At 26.9% G+C, this 22,091-nt stretch carries 19 protein-coding genes; 4 read left to right on the forward strand and 15 right to left on the reverse strand.

The features are described from left to right. The first annotated feature begins 239 nt into the window (after nt 1-239). The 3 genes from QOZ93_RS10480 to QOZ93_RS10490 all read left to right on the forward strand — a co-directional run bounded on the left by QOZ93_RS10480 (nt 240) and on the right by QOZ93_RS10490 (nt 3,342). Complete coding sequence (locus QOZ93_RS10480; RefSeq protein WP_307356312.1) at nt 240-1,283, forward strand: endonuclease/exonuclease/phosphatase family protein; 1,044 nt, start codon at nt 240-242, stop codon at nt 1,281-1,283. Between the two features lie 88 nt (nt 1,284-1,371). After that, nucleotides 1,372-2,442: an exonuclease/endonuclease/phosphatase family protein gene (locus tag QOZ93_RS10485; RefSeq protein WP_307356313.1), complete on the forward strand. Its 1,071-nt coding sequence runs from the start codon at nt 1,372-1,374 to the stop codon at nt 2,440-2,442. A 165-nt stretch (nt 2,443-2,607) separates the two neighbouring features. Beyond that, nucleotides 2,608-3,342, forward strand: a complete 735-nt coding sequence (locus QOZ93_RS10490) for a PP-loop family protein (RefSeq protein WP_307356314.1) — start codon at nt 2,608-2,610, stop codon at nt 3,340-3,342. 126 nt (nt 3,343-3,468) lie between these two features. On the opposite strand, the gene QOZ93_RS10495 is transcribed toward QOZ93_RS10490, so the two are convergent. From QOZ93_RS10495 to QOZ93_RS10565, 15 genes are all read right to left on the reverse strand, one after another. Further along, on the reverse strand, nt 3,469-5,055 hold the full coding sequence (locus QOZ93_RS10495) for a hypothetical protein (protein ID WP_307356316.1): 1,587 nt from the start codon (nt 5,053-5,055) through the stop codon (nt 3,469-3,471). 451 nt (nt 5,056-5,506) lie between these two features. After that, entirely contained in the window at nt 5,507-7,090 is a 1,584-nt protein-coding gene (locus tag QOZ93_RS10500) for a hypothetical protein (RefSeq protein WP_307356317.1), read from the reverse strand. Between the two features lie 277 nt (nt 7,091-7,367). Next, nucleotides 7,368-8,951 carry a hypothetical protein gene (locus QOZ93_RS10505; RefSeq protein ID WP_307356319.1) on the reverse strand — a complete coding sequence of 528 codons (1,584 nt, stop codon included), beginning with the start codon at nt 8,949-8,951 and terminating at the stop codon, nt 7,368-7,370. A gap of 119 nt (nt 8,952-9,070) precedes the next feature. Beyond that, nucleotides 9,071-9,625: a CD3072 family TudS-related putative desulfidase gene (locus tag QOZ93_RS10510; protein WP_111940174.1), complete on the reverse strand. Its 555-nt coding sequence runs from the start codon at nt 9,623-9,625 to the stop codon at nt 9,071-9,073. Nucleotides 9,626-9,635: 10 nt separating this feature from the next. Continuing rightward, the gene (locus QOZ93_RS10515; RefSeq protein ID WP_307356322.1) at nt 9,636-10,994 is read right to left on the reverse strand and encodes an ABC transporter substrate-binding protein; all 1,359 of its coding nucleotides are present in this window, start codon (nt 10,992-10,994) and stop codon (nt 9,636-9,638) included. 39 nt (nt 10,995-11,033) lie between these two features. Beyond that, on the reverse strand, nt 11,034-11,858 hold the full coding sequence (locus tag QOZ93_RS10520; protein WP_307356325.1) for a carbohydrate ABC transporter permease: 825 nt from the start codon (nt 11,856-11,858) through the stop codon (nt 11,034-11,036). 13 nt (nt 11,859-11,871) lie between these two features. Further along, entirely contained in the window at nt 11,872-12,741 is an 870-nt protein-coding gene (locus QOZ93_RS10525) for a carbohydrate ABC transporter permease (protein ID WP_307356327.1), read from the reverse strand. Between the two features lie 4 nt (nt 12,742-12,745). After that, nucleotides 12,746-13,813: an ABC transporter ATP-binding protein gene (locus QOZ93_RS10530; RefSeq protein ID WP_307356329.1), complete on the reverse strand. Its 1,068-nt coding sequence runs from the start codon at nt 13,811-13,813 to the stop codon at nt 12,746-12,748. Between the two features lie 172 nt (nt 13,814-13,985). After that, on the reverse strand, nt 13,986-14,297 hold the full coding sequence (locus QOZ93_RS10535) for a nitrous oxide-stimulated promoter family protein (RefSeq protein ID WP_111940164.1): 312 nt from the start codon (nt 14,295-14,297) through the stop codon (nt 13,986-13,988). Between the two features lie 86 nt (nt 14,298-14,383). Then, a complete protein-coding gene (locus QOZ93_RS10540; protein WP_111940162.1) occupies nt 14,384-15,019 on the reverse strand; it encodes a lactate utilization protein in 636 nt (211 codons plus the stop codon). A gap of 263 nt (nt 15,020-15,282) precedes the next feature. Continuing rightward, entirely contained in the window at nt 15,283-16,599 is a 1,317-nt protein-coding gene (locus tag QOZ93_RS10545) for an amidohydrolase (protein WP_307356333.1), read from the reverse strand. 33 nt (nt 16,600-16,632) lie between these two features. Then, nucleotides 16,633-17,742, reverse strand: a complete 1,110-nt coding sequence (locus tag QOZ93_RS10550; protein ID WP_307356335.1) for a M20/M25/M40 family metallo-hydrolase — start codon at nt 17,740-17,742, stop codon at nt 16,633-16,635. Further along, nucleotides 17,729-18,442, reverse strand: a complete 714-nt coding sequence (locus QOZ93_RS10555; protein ID WP_307356336.1) for a hypothetical protein — start codon at nt 18,440-18,442, stop codon at nt 17,729-17,731. Before QOZ93_RS10555 ends, QOZ93_RS10550 begins: the two co-directional genes overlap by 14 nt. Before the next feature lie 24 nt (nt 18,443-18,466). Then, nucleotides 18,467-19,162 (reverse strand): DUF5058 family protein, encoded by a 696-nt coding sequence (locus QOZ93_RS10560; protein WP_307356337.1) that lies wholly within the window; start codon nt 19,160-19,162, stop codon nt 18,467-18,469. A 154-nt stretch (nt 19,163-19,316) separates the two neighbouring features. Continuing rightward, a complete protein-coding gene (locus QOZ93_RS10565; RefSeq protein ID WP_307356339.1) occupies nt 19,317-20,606 on the reverse strand; it encodes a hypothetical protein in 1,290 nt (429 codons plus the stop codon). Between the two features lie 274 nt (nt 20,607-20,880). On the opposite strand from QOZ93_RS10565, the gene QOZ93_RS10570 reads away from it, so the two are divergent. Next, entirely contained in the window at nt 20,881-21,807 is a 927-nt protein-coding gene (locus QOZ93_RS10570; protein ID WP_307356341.1) for a DMT family transporter, read from the forward strand. The last annotated feature ends 284 nt before the right edge of the window (nt 21,808-22,091 follow it).

A 22,091-nucleotide genomic window follows, 5' to 3' on the forward strand; every position in this document is an offset into this window, starting at 1 on the left:
TTATTTTCTAATAAAATTTTATTATTACTTACTAATAATCAATTGACGACCTAAATATACTACATTTTTCTTATATTCATCAATGTTTATAGATTTTTATTATAGTTGACTTGATTACTATTGAAAAAATGAATGTAAAAATAAAATCTTTGTGAATTTAAATTTATTAATAATTATTTTCATAGTATGTTATTATAAATTTGCACAATTAATTTTTGAATCGTTATGGGGGTGAAAAAGTGATTTTAGAATTTTGTTTATACGTATTTTTTACAATTTTAATAACATATATATTATTTTTAACCTTTACAGAATATAATCCAAAACTAATTTCTGATGAAAATATTGAAAATAACCAAGATGAAGTAGGGCAAGTAAATAAAGAAATGACTATAATAACATCTAACATAGGTTTTGGAGCACATGATAAAGACTTTAGTTTTTTTATGGATGGTGGAAAGCTTTCACGTGCTATCAGTAAAGATCGTGTTATAAATAATGTAACTTCTCTCGGAAATTTGCTTCTTAAAGAGAATCCGACTTTTGCACTGTTTCAAGAAATAGATTTAAATTCAACCAGAAGTTATAGAGTAAATCAGTACAAAATTTATAAGAATATATTTAAAAATTATGCTACTTCTTTTGGTATAAACTTTAATGTTAAATGGATAGCATACCCTTTTAGAAAGCCTCAAGGCAAAATTTTAGCAGGACAAGGTACATTTTCACATTTAAAAATTAAACTTAGTGAAAGAGTATCTCTTCCTATTAATAAGACCTGGCCTTACAGACTATTTTCCCTAAAGCGTTGTGCTCTTGTAACACGAATTCCTATAGAAAATAAAAAAGAATTAGTCATAATAAACTCTCATTTATCTGCCTTTGATAGAGGTGGCATAATAAGAAAAAAACAATTAAAATTTGTTCAAGGATATTTAGAAAGTGAATATTCAAAAGGTAATTACATAATCATAGGAAGTGACTGGAATCATCAAATGCCTAATACTAATCCATTTATATTTAAAAGTAAAGAAAAATGGCCAAAATGGCTTCAAAAAATGCCAAATAATTTTAACCCAAAGGGTTTTAAATGGTTTTTTGATAAAGATACTCCTTCCTGTAGAACTGTAGCAAAACCTTATAGGGTTGGAGAAAACTTCAAATGCATAGTAGATGGATTTTTAGTATCAGATAATATAGAGGTAACCTCTATTCACGGAATTAATTTAGATTTCGTTCACTCAGATCATAATCCTGTAAAATTGAAATTCAAACTTAAATAATATATAAAACTTAATATTATAGCATAATTACAAAACTATAAAATATTTTAATTACGTAGAATAATTAATAAGGAGTTTATAAAAACATATGACTAGGAAAATTTTTTTAGTTGTTTTTAGTGTTATTTTAGCATTATTAACACTCTTAATAGCCTATATACTATATTTACAAGTTACTGATTATAAACCTGATACAATAACAAAACTAACTGTGGAAGGCTCTAACGGTAATAATGATAAATTAGTAAAACCAAATACTGAAATGACTGCTGTAACATCTAATGTAGGATTCGGCGCATATGATCATGCCTTTCAATTTTTTATGGATGGCGGAACAGAATCTAGAGCAGCTAGTAAAGAAAATGTTATAAAAAATATAACGGGCATTGGAAATGCAATAAAAAAACAAAATCCTAATTTTATTTTACTGCAAGAGGTAGATATTGATTCCACTAGAAGCTATCACGTAAATCAATATGATGTTTTTAAAAATATATTTAAGGGATATAATAGTTCTTTTGGTGTAAATTTTAATGTTAAATGGATTGCATACCCGTTTTTAAAACCTCATGGAAGGGTTCTTGCTGGTCAACCAACTTTTTCAGACTTTAAAGTAGCTTCTTCTGAAAGACTTGACTTACCAGTAGATGAATCTTGGCCTAAAAAATTGTTCTTTTTAGATAGATGTGTTACCGTTTCAAAGTTACCTGTAGAAAATGGTAAAGAATTAGTTATATTGAACTCGCATCTTTCTGCCTATGATAAAGGTGGGAAAATTAGAAAAAAACAATTAGCAGTTCTAAAAAATTTTTTAGAAGAAGAATATAATAAGGGTAACTATGTTGTTATAGGTGGTGATTGGAATCATGAAATTCCTGGCATTAACCTAGATGGGTTTACATCTAAAGATCCTTGGCCTAATTGGCTTAAAGAGGTTCCAAAAGAATTTAACCCTAAAGGTTTTAAATGGTATGCAGATAGTAAAGTTCCCACTTGTAGAGACGCAGGAAAACCTTATGTAAAAGGTGATAATTTTGTATGTATTATAGATGGTTTTATGGTATCAGATAATATCGATGTAACCGATGTTAGGGGTTTGAATTTAGACTTTAAATATTCTGATCATAATCCTGTAATGATGAAGTTTAAACTTAAATAATAATTACTAGATTAAAACAACAATATTTTAGTATGTAAATTATATTACTAGAATATTGTTGTTTTATCTTCTGTACAATATATTTCTATATTCTTTTCGTAATCAAAATCTGCTATTATATTATTTATATCACATTATCATTATTCTTATAGGATGGTTAACATTATGAAATTTCAAAAATTACTTGGCAAAACTAGAAAAGCAATTAACGATTTTAACTTAATAGAAGATGGAGATAAAATAGCTGTTGGCTTGTCTGGTGGAAAAGATAGTTTAACTCTTCTACATTTATTGAAAAATTATCAAAAATTTTCTCCCGAAAAATTTGAACTAGTAGCTATAACAGTAAATCCTGGCACTGGCATAGACTTTTCTTCTTTAAATAAGCTATGTAAAGATATAAATATTCCCTTTTATGAAGTTAAAACTCGTATAAAGGAAATAGTTTTTGATGTAAAAAAGGAAAAGAATCCTTGCTCCTTATGTGCAAACCTTCGAAGAGGTGCTTTAAATGACATGGCCGAAAAACTAGGATGTACAAAAGTGGCTCTAGGTCACCATAAAGATGATGCACTTGAAACTTTAATGCTATCATTATGCTATGAAGGAAGAATAAACTGTTTTTCTCCAAAAAGTTATATGAAGCAAAATAAATTAAAATTAATAAGGCCAATGGTATACATAGAAGAACATGAAATTAAAAATCTTGTTAAAAATTACAATTTCCCTATTATAAAAAATCCTTGCCCAGCCGATGGATATACAAAAAGAGAAGATATGAAAAATCTTATTTATAAACTAAATCAAGATATTCCTGGATTTAAAAAAAGTTTATTTAGTTCACTCAACAATGCTGAACAATTGTTTATCTGGGATATTGAAAGAATTAAACAAGAATAGTTAGTATAACCTTACATTAGAATAGTAAAAATATAATTTTTATTAAGTAAATATACCTTATCTTTACTCTTATAAAAATTATATTTTTACTTTTTTTCTTATATCAATTTTTGTCTTTTCATTAAATTATATAATATACTGAACATATAATGTGCAAGTTAGAATCATATCAATAACAACAAATGGAGCCATTGCTCCAATGAACAATTTTTCTGTATCTTTTTTATAGGCTTCATATGCAAATGAATAAATTATGATACTACTAAAAATAGCTACTATAAATCCTATTAATGGATTGTTTATAGGTTTAGGAACATATATCCATGCCTTTGAATATATTGATGAATAATTGTTAATTAATTTAAATACAATACTCGTTAAAAGTAATCCTAAAAATACCTTCTTACGATATCCTTCTTTTATTTTTTCTTGAAACATAGTAAAAAGACAAACTACTACTAATAGAGGAAGTAACCATTTTACTTCAGCTCCCAGTAGAGAACAAATACCATAAATATCAGATTCTATAACCCTATTAATAGCATCTTGCCTTTCACTTTCTTTTAGTCCATTGTTATTTTTCTTAAAGTGATTATTACTAGAAGTAAAATTTAGATCATAATTATCTTTATCAGTATTAAAAATCCCATAAGTAGCTATATCATCTATACCATAATGAAATAACTTTTCATATTTTGTCTTTGTTAAGATACTACTAAAAACGGGTTTACTATCTTTTATATAAAATTCTATTATATCATTACAAAATCCCTCTAATAACATGATCTGATGTGAATTAGCTAAAAAATAAATCTTATCATCTTCTACTTTATAAAATTCTATATCGTTAAGATCCTCTACCTCATTTAATTCTAATTTCTTAGTTATTTCAGTTTTATTTGAATGTAAATCTACCTTCATAAGGTAATTTTTATATTCACCTTTTCTCTTAGTTTGAATAATAAAATAACTTTCTTTTAAATTAGATACTAATCTAATATCCTTAGTAATTTGTCCTGTCATTTCAAATATTTTACACAACTTACTATCATCAATTATTTCTCCATCTTTATATTTTAATTTGATCATATTAAAGTCATTAGCTCTATAGGTAATAAAATACTCATTATTTTTTGATCTTATTCCTGAAATAAATCTAGGTTTCTTTGCTATAATTGAACAATTTTTATTTTTATTTAAGTCTCTAATTTCCACTTTATCTTTAAATGCTAAAACTATAATTCCTTCATCTACCTTAAATGACTCTTCAACTTTTTCTTCGTGTCTTTTAGAAATCTCGTTAAAATTTTCATCTAAGAATACACTTCTTACTATAGCTCCATCTAGTGTTATGATATTCCATTGCAAATAATATTTTTTATTATTTATTTTACTAATAAATAAATCATTTAAAACATCCGTTTCAACTTTTATACTTTTCTTTTTTAGTACTTCTCCCATTTTATCTATTTTATAAATTCTTATATTTTCCTTATCATTAATTGTTACTATATAATCTTTATCATCTGAAATTATTTTTGAATTAACCGATGGATTAACAACCGTATCTATATATTTTCCTTTTGCCCATTTATCTGAAGGTGGTTTATTATAGTATTTAAGATTTGTTTTATAGTTATATATATTGATACATAAGTACATAATTATAACTACAGATAAAAATTTACATAAAAAAATCAACTTTTCTTTCACAATGTAATCTCCTTATTAAATACTAATAAAGGGGTTGTTTTTCTTATATTATTTACCTGATGATATCATAGAAAACTTTTTAAAAAATCATTTTCTTTTTTTCATCTTTATTATCTTCAAATTATTTTGTCTTAATAATCATTGCAACCCCTTTATAAAACAACTTTAACATAATATTCAGAAAATTTCAAATATTTAACTTAACATTGTAAAATTTAATTATATATTCTTTGGATAAGAACTTTTAAAAGTTTATATTTATTATTAACATTTGTAGTATTATTAAATAGTTTTTAACTTCAAAAATATACGTTCTATAAAACGTATACAAATTATAAGGGTAAGCCTTATCAGCCTACCCTTATAATTTTATTTATTAAATATTTTATCAAAATCATATTTATCTATATCACCTTCACAAATTCCTAAGAAAGAAATTTGTAAACCATTTTCATATAATATACTGAACATACAAAGTAGAAGTTATAATCATATCAGCCATAGCAAATGGAGCCATTGCCCCAATGAACAACTTTTCTGTATCCTTTTTATACTCTATATATGCAAATGAGTAAATTATGATACTACTAAAAATAGCTACTATGGACCCTATCAATGGATTGTTTATAGGTTTAGGAATATATATCCACGTTCTTGAATAGATAACTGAATAATTATTAATTAACTTAAAAATAATACTTATTAAAATTAGTATTAAAAATGCTTTTTTACGATACTTTTCCTTTATTTTTTCTTGAAATGCAGTAAAAAAACAGATTACTACAAATACTGGAATTAACCATTTAAAGGCAGATACTAATAAACAACAAGAACCATAAAAATCAGCTTCTATAACTTTAGTAATGGCATATTGTATTTCACTATCTCTAATGCCATTATTCTTTACTTTGAAACTAATATCGCTAGAAGTAAAGTTTAATTCATATTTTTCATTATCAGTATTAAGAGTTGCATAAGTAACTATATCATCTAACCCATAATGAAATATTTTTGTATTCTTTGTTTTACTTAAAATACTATCAAAAACAGGTTTACCATCTCTTATATAAAATTCTATTATGTCATTACAAACTCCATCTAATAATGTCATTCTATTTGAATTGGCTAAAAAATAAATCTTATCATTTTCTACCTTATAAAATTCTATATCATTGAGTTCCATTACTTCATTTAATCGTAATCCTTTAGAATCCCCCATTTTATTGGAGTCTAAATCTACTTTTATAAAAATATTATTAGGCTCACCCTTTGCCATTGTTTGAACAATAAAATAATTTTCTTTTAAGTTAGATACTAATTTAATATCTAATGTGCTTTCCATCCCTACTTCAATTATATGACCTAATTTTTCATTTTGTATGAACTTTCCATCCTTAAATTTTAATTTAATCATTTCAAAATTCTTATTTCTATAAGTAATAAAATAATCCTTATTTTTTGATTTTATACCAGATATAAACCTAGGCTTATCCCCCTTGATTGAATAGGATTTATTCTTATTTAAATCTTTAACCTCTAATCTATCTTTAAATCCAAAGACTACAAGTCCCTCATCTAATTTAAATGATTCTTGAACGTTTTCTTCTTGTCTTTTAGAAATCTCATTGAAATTTTCATCTAAAAATACATTTTTTATTGTAGCACCATCCAATGTTGTACAGCTCCATTGCAGATAATATTTTCTATCATTTATTTTACTAATAAATAAATCATTTAAAATATCTGTTTCACACTTTATACTTTTCTTTTTTAGTACTTCTCCCATTTTATTTGTTTTATAAATTTTTATATTTTCCTTATCATTAATCGTTACTATATAATTTTTACCATCTGAAATTATTTTTGAATTAATCGATGGATTAACTGTATCTATATATTTTCCTTTTGCCCATTTATCTGAAGGTGGTTTGCTATAATACTTAAGATTTGTTTTATAGTTATATGCATTCACACATAAATACATAGCTATAACAACAGCCAGAAACTTCAACCAAAAAGTTAACTTTTTTTTCATATCCTTTAATCTCCTTCTAATTATTTATATATAATCAAAAGTTTTCCTCCCTCTAAATTATTTTATCGGAATTTTCAAAAAATTTCAACTTTTTGATTGTTTCTTTGTTATTTATCTTTGTTAATAATCTTATATCTCTTTTATTAAAATTTTATAATAAAAGGTTTATTACTATAATATATCGAATATATTCATTATTATTAGTATTTAGTACGTCTTTCTTTTACATATTCTTAAATATTATTTGATAAATTATATTATTGGATTTTTATCATAATTATAATATATACTGAACATATAAGGTAAATGTTAAAATCATATCAACAACTAAATATGGTGAAATAGAACTTATAAAGGACCTCTCCTTATATCTTTTATATGATACATATGAAAATCCATAAATTATGAAACTTATAAAAATGCACATTAATATCCCAATGACTATGTTATTTAATGGCCAAGGCATTTTTAACCAATTCTTACTATAAACAACACTGTGGATATTTATAATCTTAAATATAATAATAGATCCTATTAACCCTAAGAAAATTTTTATAAGGTTTTCTTCTTTAAACTTATGTTGAATAATGCTAAAACAACTTACAACTACTAATGATGATAATAACCATTTAGCTCCTAATATCAAAATCATACATGTACCATAAGCATCGGCCTCAAGTGTAGCCAAAAATGCATCTTTTCTTTCTCTTGCTTTAATCTGATTATTTTTGTTCTTGAATTCTTTATCACAAGATGTAAATTTTAAATCATATTCATCTTTCTCAGCATTATATTCACCATACACAACTATATCATTTAATCCATTTTGGAAATTTTCTATACTTTTAAATTTTGATACAGCATTGGTAAAAACAGCTTTGTTTCCATCTATATAAAACTCAACTATATCATCGTAGGCTCCGTTAAAATCTGTAATTCTATTACCATTACCTAAAAACCAAATCTTATTATCCTCTTGTTTATAAGATACTATATTGCTAAGTTGGATAATACCATCTAATTTAATTTCTTTAAATTCATTACTTTTATTAGTATATAGATTAAAGCTTCCAAAACTATTTATAGGCTCTTTATATTGACTTTCTTGTAGTATAAGATACGCCATTTCATCATTTACAACAATATCCATAGCTTCTGTTGTTCTCTTAGTTCTTTCTATAAGTTTAAATACATTCACTGGTTCCGAGATCTTTCCTTTAGTATATTTTACTTTAACTATGTTAAAATCTTTATCTCTATAAATGATAAAGTAATCATTTCCCTTACCTTTTTTTCCATTTAAGAATTGAGGCTGATTTGCCTTTATAAAATATTTTTTATTATCATTTAAATCTCTAACTTCTATCTTATCTTTATATCCAAAAATCATAATACCTTCATCCATTTTGCAAGAACATTGAAGCTTTTCTTCTGTTCTTTTAGAAATCTCATTAAAATTTTTATCTAGAAAGACACTTTTAACTATAGCTCCATCTAGTGTCAAACTATTCCATTGAAGATAAAATTTATTGTTTTTTAATTTCATAATAGTTAAATCATTTAAAATATCAGTTTCTATTTTTATTGTTTTCTTTAAAAGTACATCTCCTAAATTATTAATTTTAAAAATTTTTATAGTTTCTTTATCATTAATTGCCAATATATAATTTTTATCTTCTGAAATTATTCGACAACTAATGTTGGGCTTTAAAGTATCTATATATTTTCCTTTTCCCCATTTATCTGAAGGTGGCTTGGAATATATGTTTAAATTTATCTTATAATTATATAAGTTAATACCAGAATATAGTACTAAAATTACTAATAAAAATGTTTTTATAAACCCTCTCTTTTTTTTCATTATAATTGTATTCTCCTTTATAAATATAATAATATTGTTATATTATCACAATATTCTCAATTTTTAAACTATATTGTAAAAATTATAAGGGTAAGCTTTACCAGCCTACCCTTATAATTTTATCTATTAAATATTTTATCAAAATCATATTTATCGATATCACTCTCACAAATTCCTAAGAAAGATATCTGTAATCCATTTTCATATAATAATTTACGCAATTCATCCATATACACACCATATTCTCTTTCATAAGTTACAGAATCAATTAGCTCTTGCAAGTCATCAATTTTTGATAATTCTCCTATATACTTATCAGATTTACAAGTCCCATCAATACCACAACTTGGACTACCATTTACTCCTATAATATAATCTACTTTATATCCATTTTGTATATATTCCATAATTTGATCAACTATAGGCATTAATAAATTTCTACATTGTTTTCTATAAAAAGGATTATCAAATTGTTCTTTTACATGTCCCCATCTTTTCATGCCATAATGCATAAGTTCTGGGCAAGGCAATTGTATAATTCCATAATCTCTATCTATTAATTCATAAATTAATTTTTTTAAAACAGAACTATATTTATGACAAGATGATTCAACCTTAGAATTAGCATTTAAAAAACAATGTGCTACAACGCATAACTTTCTGCTTTTATCCATAAATATTCTCCTAATTACTTCTAGCCTCTTTCATTGCTTTTTCTCCATTTTGTTGGGCATCTTTTAATGCTTGATCCACATTCTTTTTCCCAGCAAAAACTTGTTCAAGTTCTTTTCCTAATGCATCTAACGCTGGAATACATCCTATACTTCTAGCACCTGTCCATCCCTTATCTAAAGTTTTCAATGGTACTTCCTTTGCTGGATTTTCTTTTAAAAATTCCTTATATTTATCACTTTCTATAGCAGATTTTCTAACTGGAATATAACCTGTTTGCATTGAAAAATAAGTTGTATTTTCAGTATTTATAAGATATTTCATATATAGCCATGCTGCTAATTTTTGCTCTGGTGTTCCTTGATTAAACATTGCTATATTAGTTCCATAATATAATTGAGCATCCTCTTTATCTACTGGTAATGGAGCCAAGAACCATTTTCCCTCAAAGCCTTTCTTTATATAAGGTAATGCTGAAGTTGATGCAACACACATAGCTGCCTTTTTCTTAATAAATGTATTATTGGAATGTTTATCTTCACCAGCTAATATAGCTGTTTTATTACTTATCATTCCATTTATAAAATCTACTGTTGCTTTTGTTTCTGGAGTATCAAAATTAATTTTATCTTTTTCCTCGTCTATAACTAATCCGCCAGATTGTTTTACCCATATACCAATATCAGTAGAGATATTGTTTTCAAATGCTATACCATATACTTCTGGCTTTCCATCCTTATCTTTGTCTACAGTTAACTTTTTACTAGCTTCTTTGAGTTCAGCCCAAGTTTTAGGAACCTCTACTCCTTTTTCTTTTAGCATATCCTCATTATAGTACATAACCATTTGACTCTTGTTTAAAGGTAGAGTATATTGTTTATCTTCAAAAGTACCATCTTTATAAAAAATTTCTGGAATATCTTGAATTTCATCTTCTTTCATTCCAAACTTTTCATTTTTCTCATAAGGTTTTAAGTTCTCCACAAGATCTTTATCCATATACCAAGTTAATCTGTTGTTATATATTTGAGTTATAGTTGGCAATGTCTTACTTTTTGCAGCTCCCATAAGCTTTTGAAATAAATCTCTATAACCACCTTGATTAACTAACTTAACCTTGATCTTAGGATTCTTTGCTTCAAAATCCTTTGTTATTTTTTCGATAGCCTTTTGATTAACCCCTTTCATTGAATGCCAAAATTCAATTTCTACATTATCTTTGATTTCAGATGGAATATCTCCTTTAGCTTCCACTGTCTTAGTTTCAGTTTCTTTAGCCTCTTCTTTCTTATTTGTTGATGCACTAGAACATCCAACTAAAGATAATGTCATCACCCCAGCCACCAACATGGAAATAAATCTTTTTTTCATTTTAAATTTCCCCCCATTTAAAATATGTATTTTATTAATTTATCCTTTAATACCTGAATTACTAACCCCATTCATTATTTGTTTTGATAATACTATAAACAATATAACCATAGGAATTATTATAATTAGAGATGCCGCCATTAAAATATGATAATCCATACCAACTTCACTAGAAAATTTAGAGAGAACTATTGGTAGTGTTCTCATTTCCTCAGAGTTGGTCATTATTAGTGGCCACATGAAAGAGTTCCAACTATTAATTATTTTTAGTATAGCCATAGTCATTATAGCTGGTTTCGCCATAGGAATCATAATATATATTAAATATTTAAAATCGCTACAATTATCTACCTTAGCTGCGTAATATAACTGTTTTGGTATTCCTATAAAATATTGTCTTAAGAAAAATATAGTTGATATACTTGTGCACCACGGAATTATTAAAGCCTTATATGTATTAATCCATCCTAGCTTACTTAATGTAACAAAGTTAGGTATTAATAGTACCTCTCCTGGAACCATCATTGTTCCAATAAGTAATGTAAAAAGTAAATTTTTACCTCTGAATTCAAAGTGTGAAAAGGCAAAGGCCGCCAATATAGTAGTTACAAGTTCACCTATAGTTATTCCTACAGTTACAATGACACTGTTAAGTACATATCTAGTAAACCCTTCTAGTCTACACACTTCTTTAAAATTTTCCCATCTAAACTTTTTGGGCATTATTACTGGTGGATTACTAAAAACCTCTTTAGGACTTTTTAATGCTGTAAGTAAAATCCATATAAAAGGGGTAAGTATAAATATGGCTATTATTATAAGAATCAAGTATTTTAAAATTTTTTCTATAGTTCCTTTATTCATATACTTTCCTCCTCTAATATCTAAACCTATTTTTAGTAATTTTAAATTGTATCAACGTAAATATTAGTATTATGACAAATAATATAAATGATGCAGCAGCCGCTACCGCAAATTGCCAGTTCATATAAAACTTATCAAATATATAATAAACTATAGTCATGGCACTATTTAAGGGACCTGGACTCTTATCATAGAGAACAAATATTGAGTCAAATAATTTAAATCCCCTAATTATAGAAGTTATAGATAAAAATAATATTATAGGAGACAGCAATGGTAATGTTATTTGTTCAAATGTTTTCCACCTACTTGCGCCATCTACTCTTGCGGCATAGTAATATCTTTCATCTATACATTGCATTCCAGCGAGAATTATTAATACATTGTATCCCAAACCCTTCCATACATTTAATAAAACCAAAAGTGGCATAGTATAAGAACTGTCCTTTAAAAATTCCTTTGAACTGATTCCCATATAATTAAGAATTATATTTATAAGTCCTTGATCACTATGAAATATCCATCTCCAGCCTACACTAATGGCAATTGTACTTGTGACAAAAGGTAAGAAATAAACACTCTTAAAAAAATGCTTAAACCTTACATTACTGTTTAATAAAGTAGCTATAAATAAAGCCAGGCAAATGGTAAGTGGCACTGAAATTAAAACATATGTAAAAGTGTTCTTTAAAGCTAAATAAAAATTTCTATCTGTTAAAACATAATTATAGTTATCTAACCCTCTCCTATAAACTATGTCTCTAATATAATCAAATTTAATATAAAAACTCATAAAAAAAACTTTTATAACAGGATAAATTTGAAAAACAAGAATTATTAATAAACTAGGAATTAAATACAAATATGCTTTTTTATTCTTCATAACACTATTCCTTAAACATATAAATTCTATTAAAATTTATATATACTTCTTGTTTATCTTCAAAATTACAATATCCTGTCATTACTGCTTTAAGTTCTCTACCTTCAATGTTTATATTAATATATGTATCTTTTCCTAAAAGAACTAATTTTTTGACAATTCCCCTTATAGCTTTAATATTAACGTTATATTCATTAATACTATCTTTCCTAGAGCATCCTATTACCGTACAATTTTTATTTACTATTTTATTACTTATACTAACATCTTCTGGTCTTATTCCAATTGCTATATAATCTTTAAAATTTCTTATATCACTAAGGTCCAAATATTTGATTTCATTCTTTGATATAATATTTATTTTAGGTCTACCTATAAAGCTTGCTGCATATATTGAATTGGGATATTCATATAACTCTCTAGCCGTTGAATACTGTACTACTTGTCCCTTGTCCATCAAAATTATTCTATCTGATATAGAAAGAGCCTCTTCTTGATCATGAGTAACAAATAAGGTAGTTATTTTGAACTCCTTCTGTATGTGCTTGAGTTCCTCCCTCATTTCAACCCTAAGTGCTGTGTCTAAATTAGAAAAAGGTTCATCCATCAAAAGTAAACTTGGATTTTTTATAATAGCCCTACCTATTGATACTCTTTGTTGCTGTCCACCTGAAAGTTCTCTAGGCTTTCTATTAAGTAAATTGTCTATTTTAAGTATTTTACTTATTTTATTTACTCTTTCCTCAGATTCTTTTTTGCTAATCTTATTCATTTTTAGTGGAAATCTCAAATTTTCTTTAACTGTTAGATGAGGATATAAAGAATAATCCTGGAAAACTAGTCCAATATTTCTTTTTTCAATACTTACATCATTTATTTTTTTATCATCAAAGAAAATTTCTCCACCACTAGGTTCTGTAATTCCTGTAAGCATATATAATAAGGTACTTTTACCACATCCACTTGGTCCTAATATAGATATAAATTCTCCATCATTTATATTTATATTTAGGCTATCTACAGCCTTAACCTTATCATATTGTTTTGTAAGCTTTTTTATATTAACTTTCATATATATCACCCTAACATATACTTCTTTCAAATTATCATGTTATCACCTATTCGCTATATTTCCCAATATATATTAATTATTAATAAACTTTATCTATTGAATATTTCAATACATATTAACATAATAACAGCCCCTAAATTTTTTAATTAAAAATCTAGAGGCTTATAAAAGCTTATTTATTATTTCTTATTCCTAAAATAATATGTTCTATGGCCTTTTTAGGACTATATATAATTAATCTTGGTCCAGAAAATTTCATAACTTCCCTAATTTTAATCTTCATATCAGGTTTATAACAATGTATTTTACAATTCTTACATGTACCCTTGTTTTCACCAAACTTACAATAATCCAACCTTTTAAATGCGTAATCTCTTAATTCTCTGCACTCATCACAAAGTTCTTCTTTTCTTCCATGGTGCTTACTACAATATATTTTTATCATTAAATTTATGGTTTGTTTTTCAGCTTCAATTTTAGACATATATTCCTCTTTTCCATATTTATAACACAAAAAATTTTGAATTAATTTCTTAAACATATCTGCATATTACATTTAACTTGAAAGTTCTAATATCCTATTTCTTCATTTAAAAATATAACATGAATTCTATTTTCATCGATTTGACCTTTTATTAACGTATACTCTTTGCATATTCTTTTAGGACTATTACACTCCACACAATATCCTAATTTTGAACATGGTGTATCTATATTTAATCTTTTAGAATTAGTAGGTGCGGCTATATATCTATTTCTATTTACTGCTTCTTCCACATTTTTAACTATCTTATTTACACCGGCAACAATAATAACCTTGTCTGGACCAAAAAGCATAGCTGAAACTCTATTTCCATTGCCATCTACATTATATAATTCTCCATTTTCTGTAATTGCATTACTACTACTAAAAAATGCATCTGCTGAAAAAGTGGCTCTATAAACCTTTTTTACTTCATCTCCACTGAGTCCAGTTCTATCTAAAAATTCATATCTTCCACTTTTTAAGTGTTCCATAACCCCTATTTCTTGAAGAGTCATAGATCCACCACAAGCAACTACTGATCCCTCTTCAACTAATTCCTCTATTTTAGCTATTAGTTCTTCTTTATCTTTTACTAAATATCCATTCATATTATTTTTCTTTAGTGAATCAATAGTCCTTAAAATTTTTTGTTCATTCAGCCATTGAAGATTTTTATCCATTTATATTCCTCCATAAATTTATTTATTATCTAATTTTTATTTTAATAAGATATGTATTACTAAAATTATAAAAAGCGTACCTCCTTAAATATTACTATATCATATTAACTATTATTTCCTTTGCTGAAAATTTCAAATATATATAAAAGAAAGATAGCACCAAAATTTAGTGTTATCTTTCTTTTATTGATCTTTTAGGGGTTGATCAATTTAGGTTTATATAAACTATTTATTTAAGGAACTATCATACTTAATAACGCTTGTTAAAATTTGTATATTTCTTCCTTTTTTATATTTCTCATATAAGTTAAATATTCTTCTTTCTTCATAGGTGGTTTACTAATATCTAAAATGTATTTAACTTTTTCACTATCATTATATAAAAGATCTATAGCCGTCATAGCCATTGCCTTTGCAGATGATATATAGGCTAGATCTTCATCAACTATTTCATAATCTTTACTATGAAGACTTCCTTTTATTCCACCCATCATAGGATGTAGTGTAGGCATAATTTGTGATAAATCACCGAAGTCAAATGACCCTGTAAAATCACACTTTTCTACTATTTTGCCTATAAATCCAAGTTCCTCTAAATTATTTTTAAATATTTTATCTAATTCTTTATAATTTAATATAGGAAAATAGCCTGGTATATCTATTATTTCAACTGAAGCGCCCATAGCCATAGCACCTGCCTTTATAGCTCTATCTACCTTTTTATTGGCATTAATCATAGCCTCCACATTTCTTGCTCTAACATAGAACTCCATAACAACTTCAGCTGGTATTACATTTACTACATCCCCACCTTTAGTCATAATGTAATGAACTCTTATTTTATCCTCTTCCTTAAAGGTTTCCCTTTGAGCTTGTATATTATTAAGTGCAAGCATAGCCGCATTTAAAGCATTTATACCATTTTCAGGTGCTGATCCTGCATGTGAAGCCTTTCCAATAAACTTTATCTTCTTACCAATAAATCCATTGCTAACAGTTCCAATTTGACCTTTATTTTCACCTAAATCAAAGGAATGAAACATCATTGCCATATCAACATCATCAAAATATCCTCTTTTTATAAGTTCTTGTTTTCCTCCGAAAAATTCTATTGTTCCATTTTCCCTTAACTTTTCTCTATATTCAATTTCTATGAATTCTTCTGACGGGGAAGCTATAAAATCTACATTGGCATCTAATTCTTTTAATGCACCTGATGATATTAATCCCATAGCACATCCAATTAGACCAGCAATTTGAATATTATGACCACATCCGTGCATTTTTCCACCATCTTTAGCATCCTTATGGTCATAACAACGAATACAATCTAATTCACCCATAATAGCAATTCTAGGTTTATTACTTTCTCCAATTCTAGCTCTACATCCTGTAACCGCTATATTTTCTTCTACATCGCAACCCAAGTTTTTTAATACTTCAGATACCTTTTTAGTAGTATTTATTTCTTGATACCCTAATTCTGGATTGGCATAAATTTCTCTACCTATCTCTATTATTTTTTTCTTATTGTCATCTATAGCATTTATTACACGTTGTTTTAATTCTTTAATGTCCATTTATAACACTTCCCCTTAAATTGAATAATATAATTATTCTTGTATCATCCTTTTTAAAACTTCAGCGGTTTTATATACATCATCTAAATTTAATGTTTCATCTACTGTATGAACTTTATCCATTCCACAACTAATAATTGCACAGTCAAATCCTTTTCCTGCTAGTATATTAGCATCACTACCACCACCGATTATAACTGCATTAGGCTCAATTCCCTCTTTCTTATAAGAATCAATACAATGTCTAAATATAAATGATTCCTTATTTAGACTCAATGTCGGGTAATCTCTGTTAACTTCTATTTCTACTCTTCCACTAAATTCCTTGGCTGAATTGTGACATGCTTCTTTTATAGAGTTAACCAATGCATCTAATTTTTCTAAACTATGAGATCTAACCTCTAGTGTAACTATAACTTCATCTGTTACTACATTAGTAGGTCCTCCCCCCTCTATACGCCCTATGTTAGCTGTTGTAATTTCATCTATTCTTCCTAATGTCATATTGTTAATTGCTTTTGATGCTATATACACTGCATTAATACCTTTTTCTGGTTCTATTCCAGCATGAGCCTTTTTTCCTATAAATTTAATCTTTAAATCATCTTTTGCTGGGGCTGCATAAGCAATTATTCCTGCTGGTCCTGCCGCATCTACAATAACAACATTTTTAGTTTCCAATTTACTTACATCAAAACGCTTGGCACCTAACATTCCAATTTCTTCACATACAGTAAATAATACATATATATCTCTATGAGGAATTTTATTTTCCTTTATACACTCAATAGCTTCTAAGATTGCCGCTATTCCACCTTTATCATCACCGGCTAAAATGGTATCCCCCGCACTTTTCATTATATTTTTTTCTATAACTGGTTCAATATTTTTTCCCGGCACAACAGTATCTAAATGTGCTGCAAAACAAATAGCTTCTCCCTTAACTTTACCTTTGATATGGACTAGAATATTGCTTCCATTTCCACCAAATTGTTTCCCACAGTTATCCTTATATATTTCTACTCCTCTTTTTTTAAAATAATCCTCAACCCATTGAACCATTGTTTTTTCATTTAAAGATTCACTATCAATTTTTATAATTTCTAATAAATTTCTTAAAAGTCTCTCTTTATTTACATTCATTTGCTACTTCCCCCATATTTAATTCCTTAGCATATATTTTTTTACCTGCAAATATTGTACCGAATACTGAAACTATGATAACAGCATAAGCCGGAGTTCCTGGTAAAAATCCTAAATATCCACACTTTAACAATGCTGTCATTATTGCGGAAATCACTATTGCTACAACTCCTAATTTAGGTCTCTGAATAGCAAATTGGCCAAAAACCGCCCCAAATAAAGCTGGTAAAATTAAGTTAAGTGCATTTATAACTGCTTTTGGTAACATCGAAAGAACACTAGATCCAAGAAAAACTGCAATACTTAAAAATAATACGTTTATAACTATTGAAACCGCAATACCTATTGTAGATATTATTGATCCTTCCTTGGTACCTTCTTTAACATCAGCTGCTTCTTGAGCAACTACTGCACAAGGAATTCTCATATTAACTAAATTTCCAGACAAAAACGCCATATATGTTCCAGGTATTCCTAGTATAGGGAAATAAGATATTGGTTCAACTATGTAAAAAGCTCCACTAACACTTATTTGTGCTAATGCTCCTGTAATTATTGCTGACATAGGAGGCTTATATCCAAAAACAAAAGTTAAAACTAATGCTGGTAATATAGCTGATATAAGTCCTAAAATTAATGTAATTCTTCCCCATTTTATTATGTCAGGTATAAAAATATCATCATAATATTTAGTATTCATTGTGACACATCTCCTTAATTTTTTCTAGAAAACTACCCCTATAAACATTCCACCAAACATGGCTATTGATAAACTCCATTGTTTAAGCCAGTTTATATTTTTCTTTTTAGCTAAATAAGTTAAACTCATCATAATGGCCATTCCAGCTATGCAAGCTACTGAACCATTATCAAACTTTAATATCTTGTCACAATTAAAATAGGCAAAGGCTCCTAACATAGCACCGGCTGAAATAATTGGTACTAATGCCTTTCTACCATTAGATAAAACATGATTTAATTTATCCATTTTATGCGTAAATAATAATGTGAATATGATCCATCCTAAAGATCCCAATGTCATTGCCCATACTGCATTAGTAAATACGACATTATTCATAGCTGCACTACCTAATTTAACTCCCATTGCTTCTGCACCAAATCCTGCTGCCATAAGTTCATATGTTACCGAGCCAATAAGAGACAATCTCATCCATGAAAGTGGTCCACCCATTGTAACTATTAAAGATACCATACCTGCAAGTATTACCATTGAAGGCCCTATTGATGATATTGCACTACTTTTAATGGCAGATTTTATTTGCTCATCAGTTATACCAATTTCTTTACCCGTTTTATAAGATTTTGTAAAAAACACAATGGCTTGAAATATAACCACTGCAACCGCTATTCCTGCAAGTATCCATAATATTGGGCTATTTGCTAATTTCAAATACTCCATATAATCCCCTCCATGTTTAATAAAAGTTATTTCCTTAATATGTCCTTAATTATAAATTAACACTTTATAATCTTTTTTTCAAGACTTTTTGTCGTTTTTTTTTAAATTTTGATAATTTTCGATTAATTTTGAACATGAAAGCTTAATATTTAATTTAAATATTAAGCTTAAATACATTCATTGGTCTTCCCACTGTGTTTGTTTGTGTAGATGTAACTAATTGTCCATATCCTGTATCAACTAGTTTTTTTAGTATTCTTCGGGCACTTCTATCTGTTATACCTAAAAGTTCACCTAACATTTTAGAATCTACATATTCAACATTGTTGTTTTTTAACAAACATGAAATTTTAGATACATAACTAGTACTTATTCCTGTTTTCTTTGATATATTATTTATTTCTTTATCCATAACTAAAGCTTTGTAAGATATATCCTCTTTTTTGCCTAAAGGCCCTCTTATATTTTTTTCATCATCTACAATAAAATAAACATTTTCTCCTATATTATCCGCCTTTGTTAATGCAATCCTTGAATTAAAATCGGCATCATAGGCAGAATTGCCAAATCCAACACCACTATATACCCTAATTTTTTCTTTTCTAAAATCATTCAAAATATTAATAAATACTTTTTGTGCACTTTCGTTTTCCATAGCTCCTCTTGTACTTATAATTCTAAAATTATCTACATTCATTGGAGAAATTATACCTTGAATTGTTGCAATGTATTCTATTAATTTACTTTGTACTATGGAGCTTTTCTTTAAAAACTCATACTGATATTTGTCATTAGTAATTTCTTTTGAATCAATCTTTACAATTTGAGTGGCTATTTGTGATTTCTTTATAGTTCTATTATTTATCTTATAAATTATCCTTTCTATAGATTCCTTTATCAGATTATTAGTTAAACATAGTCTTACTACTGGAATACCTTCCTTTTTTAATTCATTGTATATCCATCCGTAACTAGTTATTACTAAATCTATTTTTCCATTGTCCCATAAATATTTATGTTCTTTTAAATATATTCTTTCCTTTTTATCCATTTCAAATGGATAAACATAGATTTTATCAAAACTCATTCCGAAATCTTTACAAATATCCTTAACTAAATTTTCGTTTACCACATCTATACTTATCTTTTTAGGCCTTAATCCTTCTTCATTCATAGTCCAAAAAGATTTCATAATACTAGTTCCATCTCTAAAAATATATACATAAGGTATATTGGGTTTTTCTAGATTAGCTACAATTTTAACAAATCCTAATCCAGTGAAAATTATTCCGTCCACCTTTGTTCCATAATCCGCTACTATTTCTTTACTTTCATCTGTATTATTAATGACAACAGGTACAAATTCTATATCTTTATAGACTTCATTAGCAACTTCATAAATAGCATTAACCGAATCCTTCCATCCTATTATCGCTACCCTCATTTTATCCCCTCTTTTCTCTAGATTATCATTATGATCCTATTATATAAATACTTTTATAATATCATAAACTTTTTGTATAAATAAACATAGAAAACTATAAATAATCTTTTAAATTACAACTTGTATTAATTTTAAACTATAATAATAAAAACATATAACTTTTTAATTTATTATCTGCTTTTATTATTCATCATTTAGTGTATAATTATATGAACCATATAATAATTTTTACATATAAAATTCTCAATATTTTTTGTTAGTAGGTGATTTTTACTTGAATAAAAAACAAAATTTTTTAACTAAACCTTATACAATTATATCATTTGCCTTAATAGCCTGTTTTCTTTGGGGTAGTGCTTTTCCTTCCATAAAAATTGGATATATATTATTTGAAATTGAAAAAAACGATACCTATAGTAAACTACTTTTTGCTGGATATCGTTTCTTTATATCATCTATAATGATTTTTTTATTTTGCAAATTAAAAGGAATCTCCTTAAAACTTACTAAGGATAAATTATTACAGGTAAGCATTCTAGGAATGCTTCAAACTTTTATTCAATATATGTTATTTTATATAGGTCTTTCAAATGTAACAGGTGTAAAGGGCTCTATAATTTCATCCTCCAGTACATTCTTTACTGTAATCTTAGCTCACTTTTTCTATAAAGAAGATAAAATAAATTCACAAAAATTTCTTGGAGTAATTCTTGGATTTACCGGTGTAATTATTGTTAACATGCAGAAGGGAAATTTAACAGGTGGTTTTACTTTTACTGGTGAAGGTTTTCTTGTTCTTTCAAGTATATTTGGAGCCTTTGCCGGTATCTATACAAAAAAACTAACTAAAACTATTAATCCCTTTGTTGTATCAGGATATCAGCTATTTACTGGTTCTATAGGTTTAATACTAATCTCTCTCATAGGTGGTGCTAAGACTTTAAACTTTACCACTGGAGGGAGTATACTTTTAATATATATGGGCTTTATATCTGCTATGGCATTTTCCTTATGGTCTTTATTGTTAAAGTATAATGGTGTAGGGAAAATATCCATATACAAATTCTCGATTCCTTTATTTGGAGTACTTTTATCATATACATTTTTAAAAGAAAGTTTTCAAGGGGTTAGAGTATTAATCGCTATTATCTTAGTATCTATTGGTATTATTTTAATAAATAAAGAAAAAAAACATATTTAAGTGTTTTTTTCTTTATTTTTTTACTTTATTTTTAAGATATATTTTACAAATTTATATTATTTTTCTATAAATTTTATTCTATTTGTATATATTTTAACGTTATTTGTGAACAAATTATTAACATTTTGTTTCTAAAATATTGCATAATATATCATTATGTTGAATTAATATGCTTTTTTATTTAATCAATAATTTAACTTTTATAGTACATTTATGCCAATACACTGCTTTCATACAATCTTATAATTATTCATTTATTTAATGAAGATTTGTGAAGTTCGCCT

The organism is Hathewaya limosa, assembly GCF_030815255.1.
GTDB classification, from domain to species: Bacteria; Bacillota; Clostridia; order Clostridiales; family Clostridiaceae; genus Hathewaya; species Hathewaya limosa.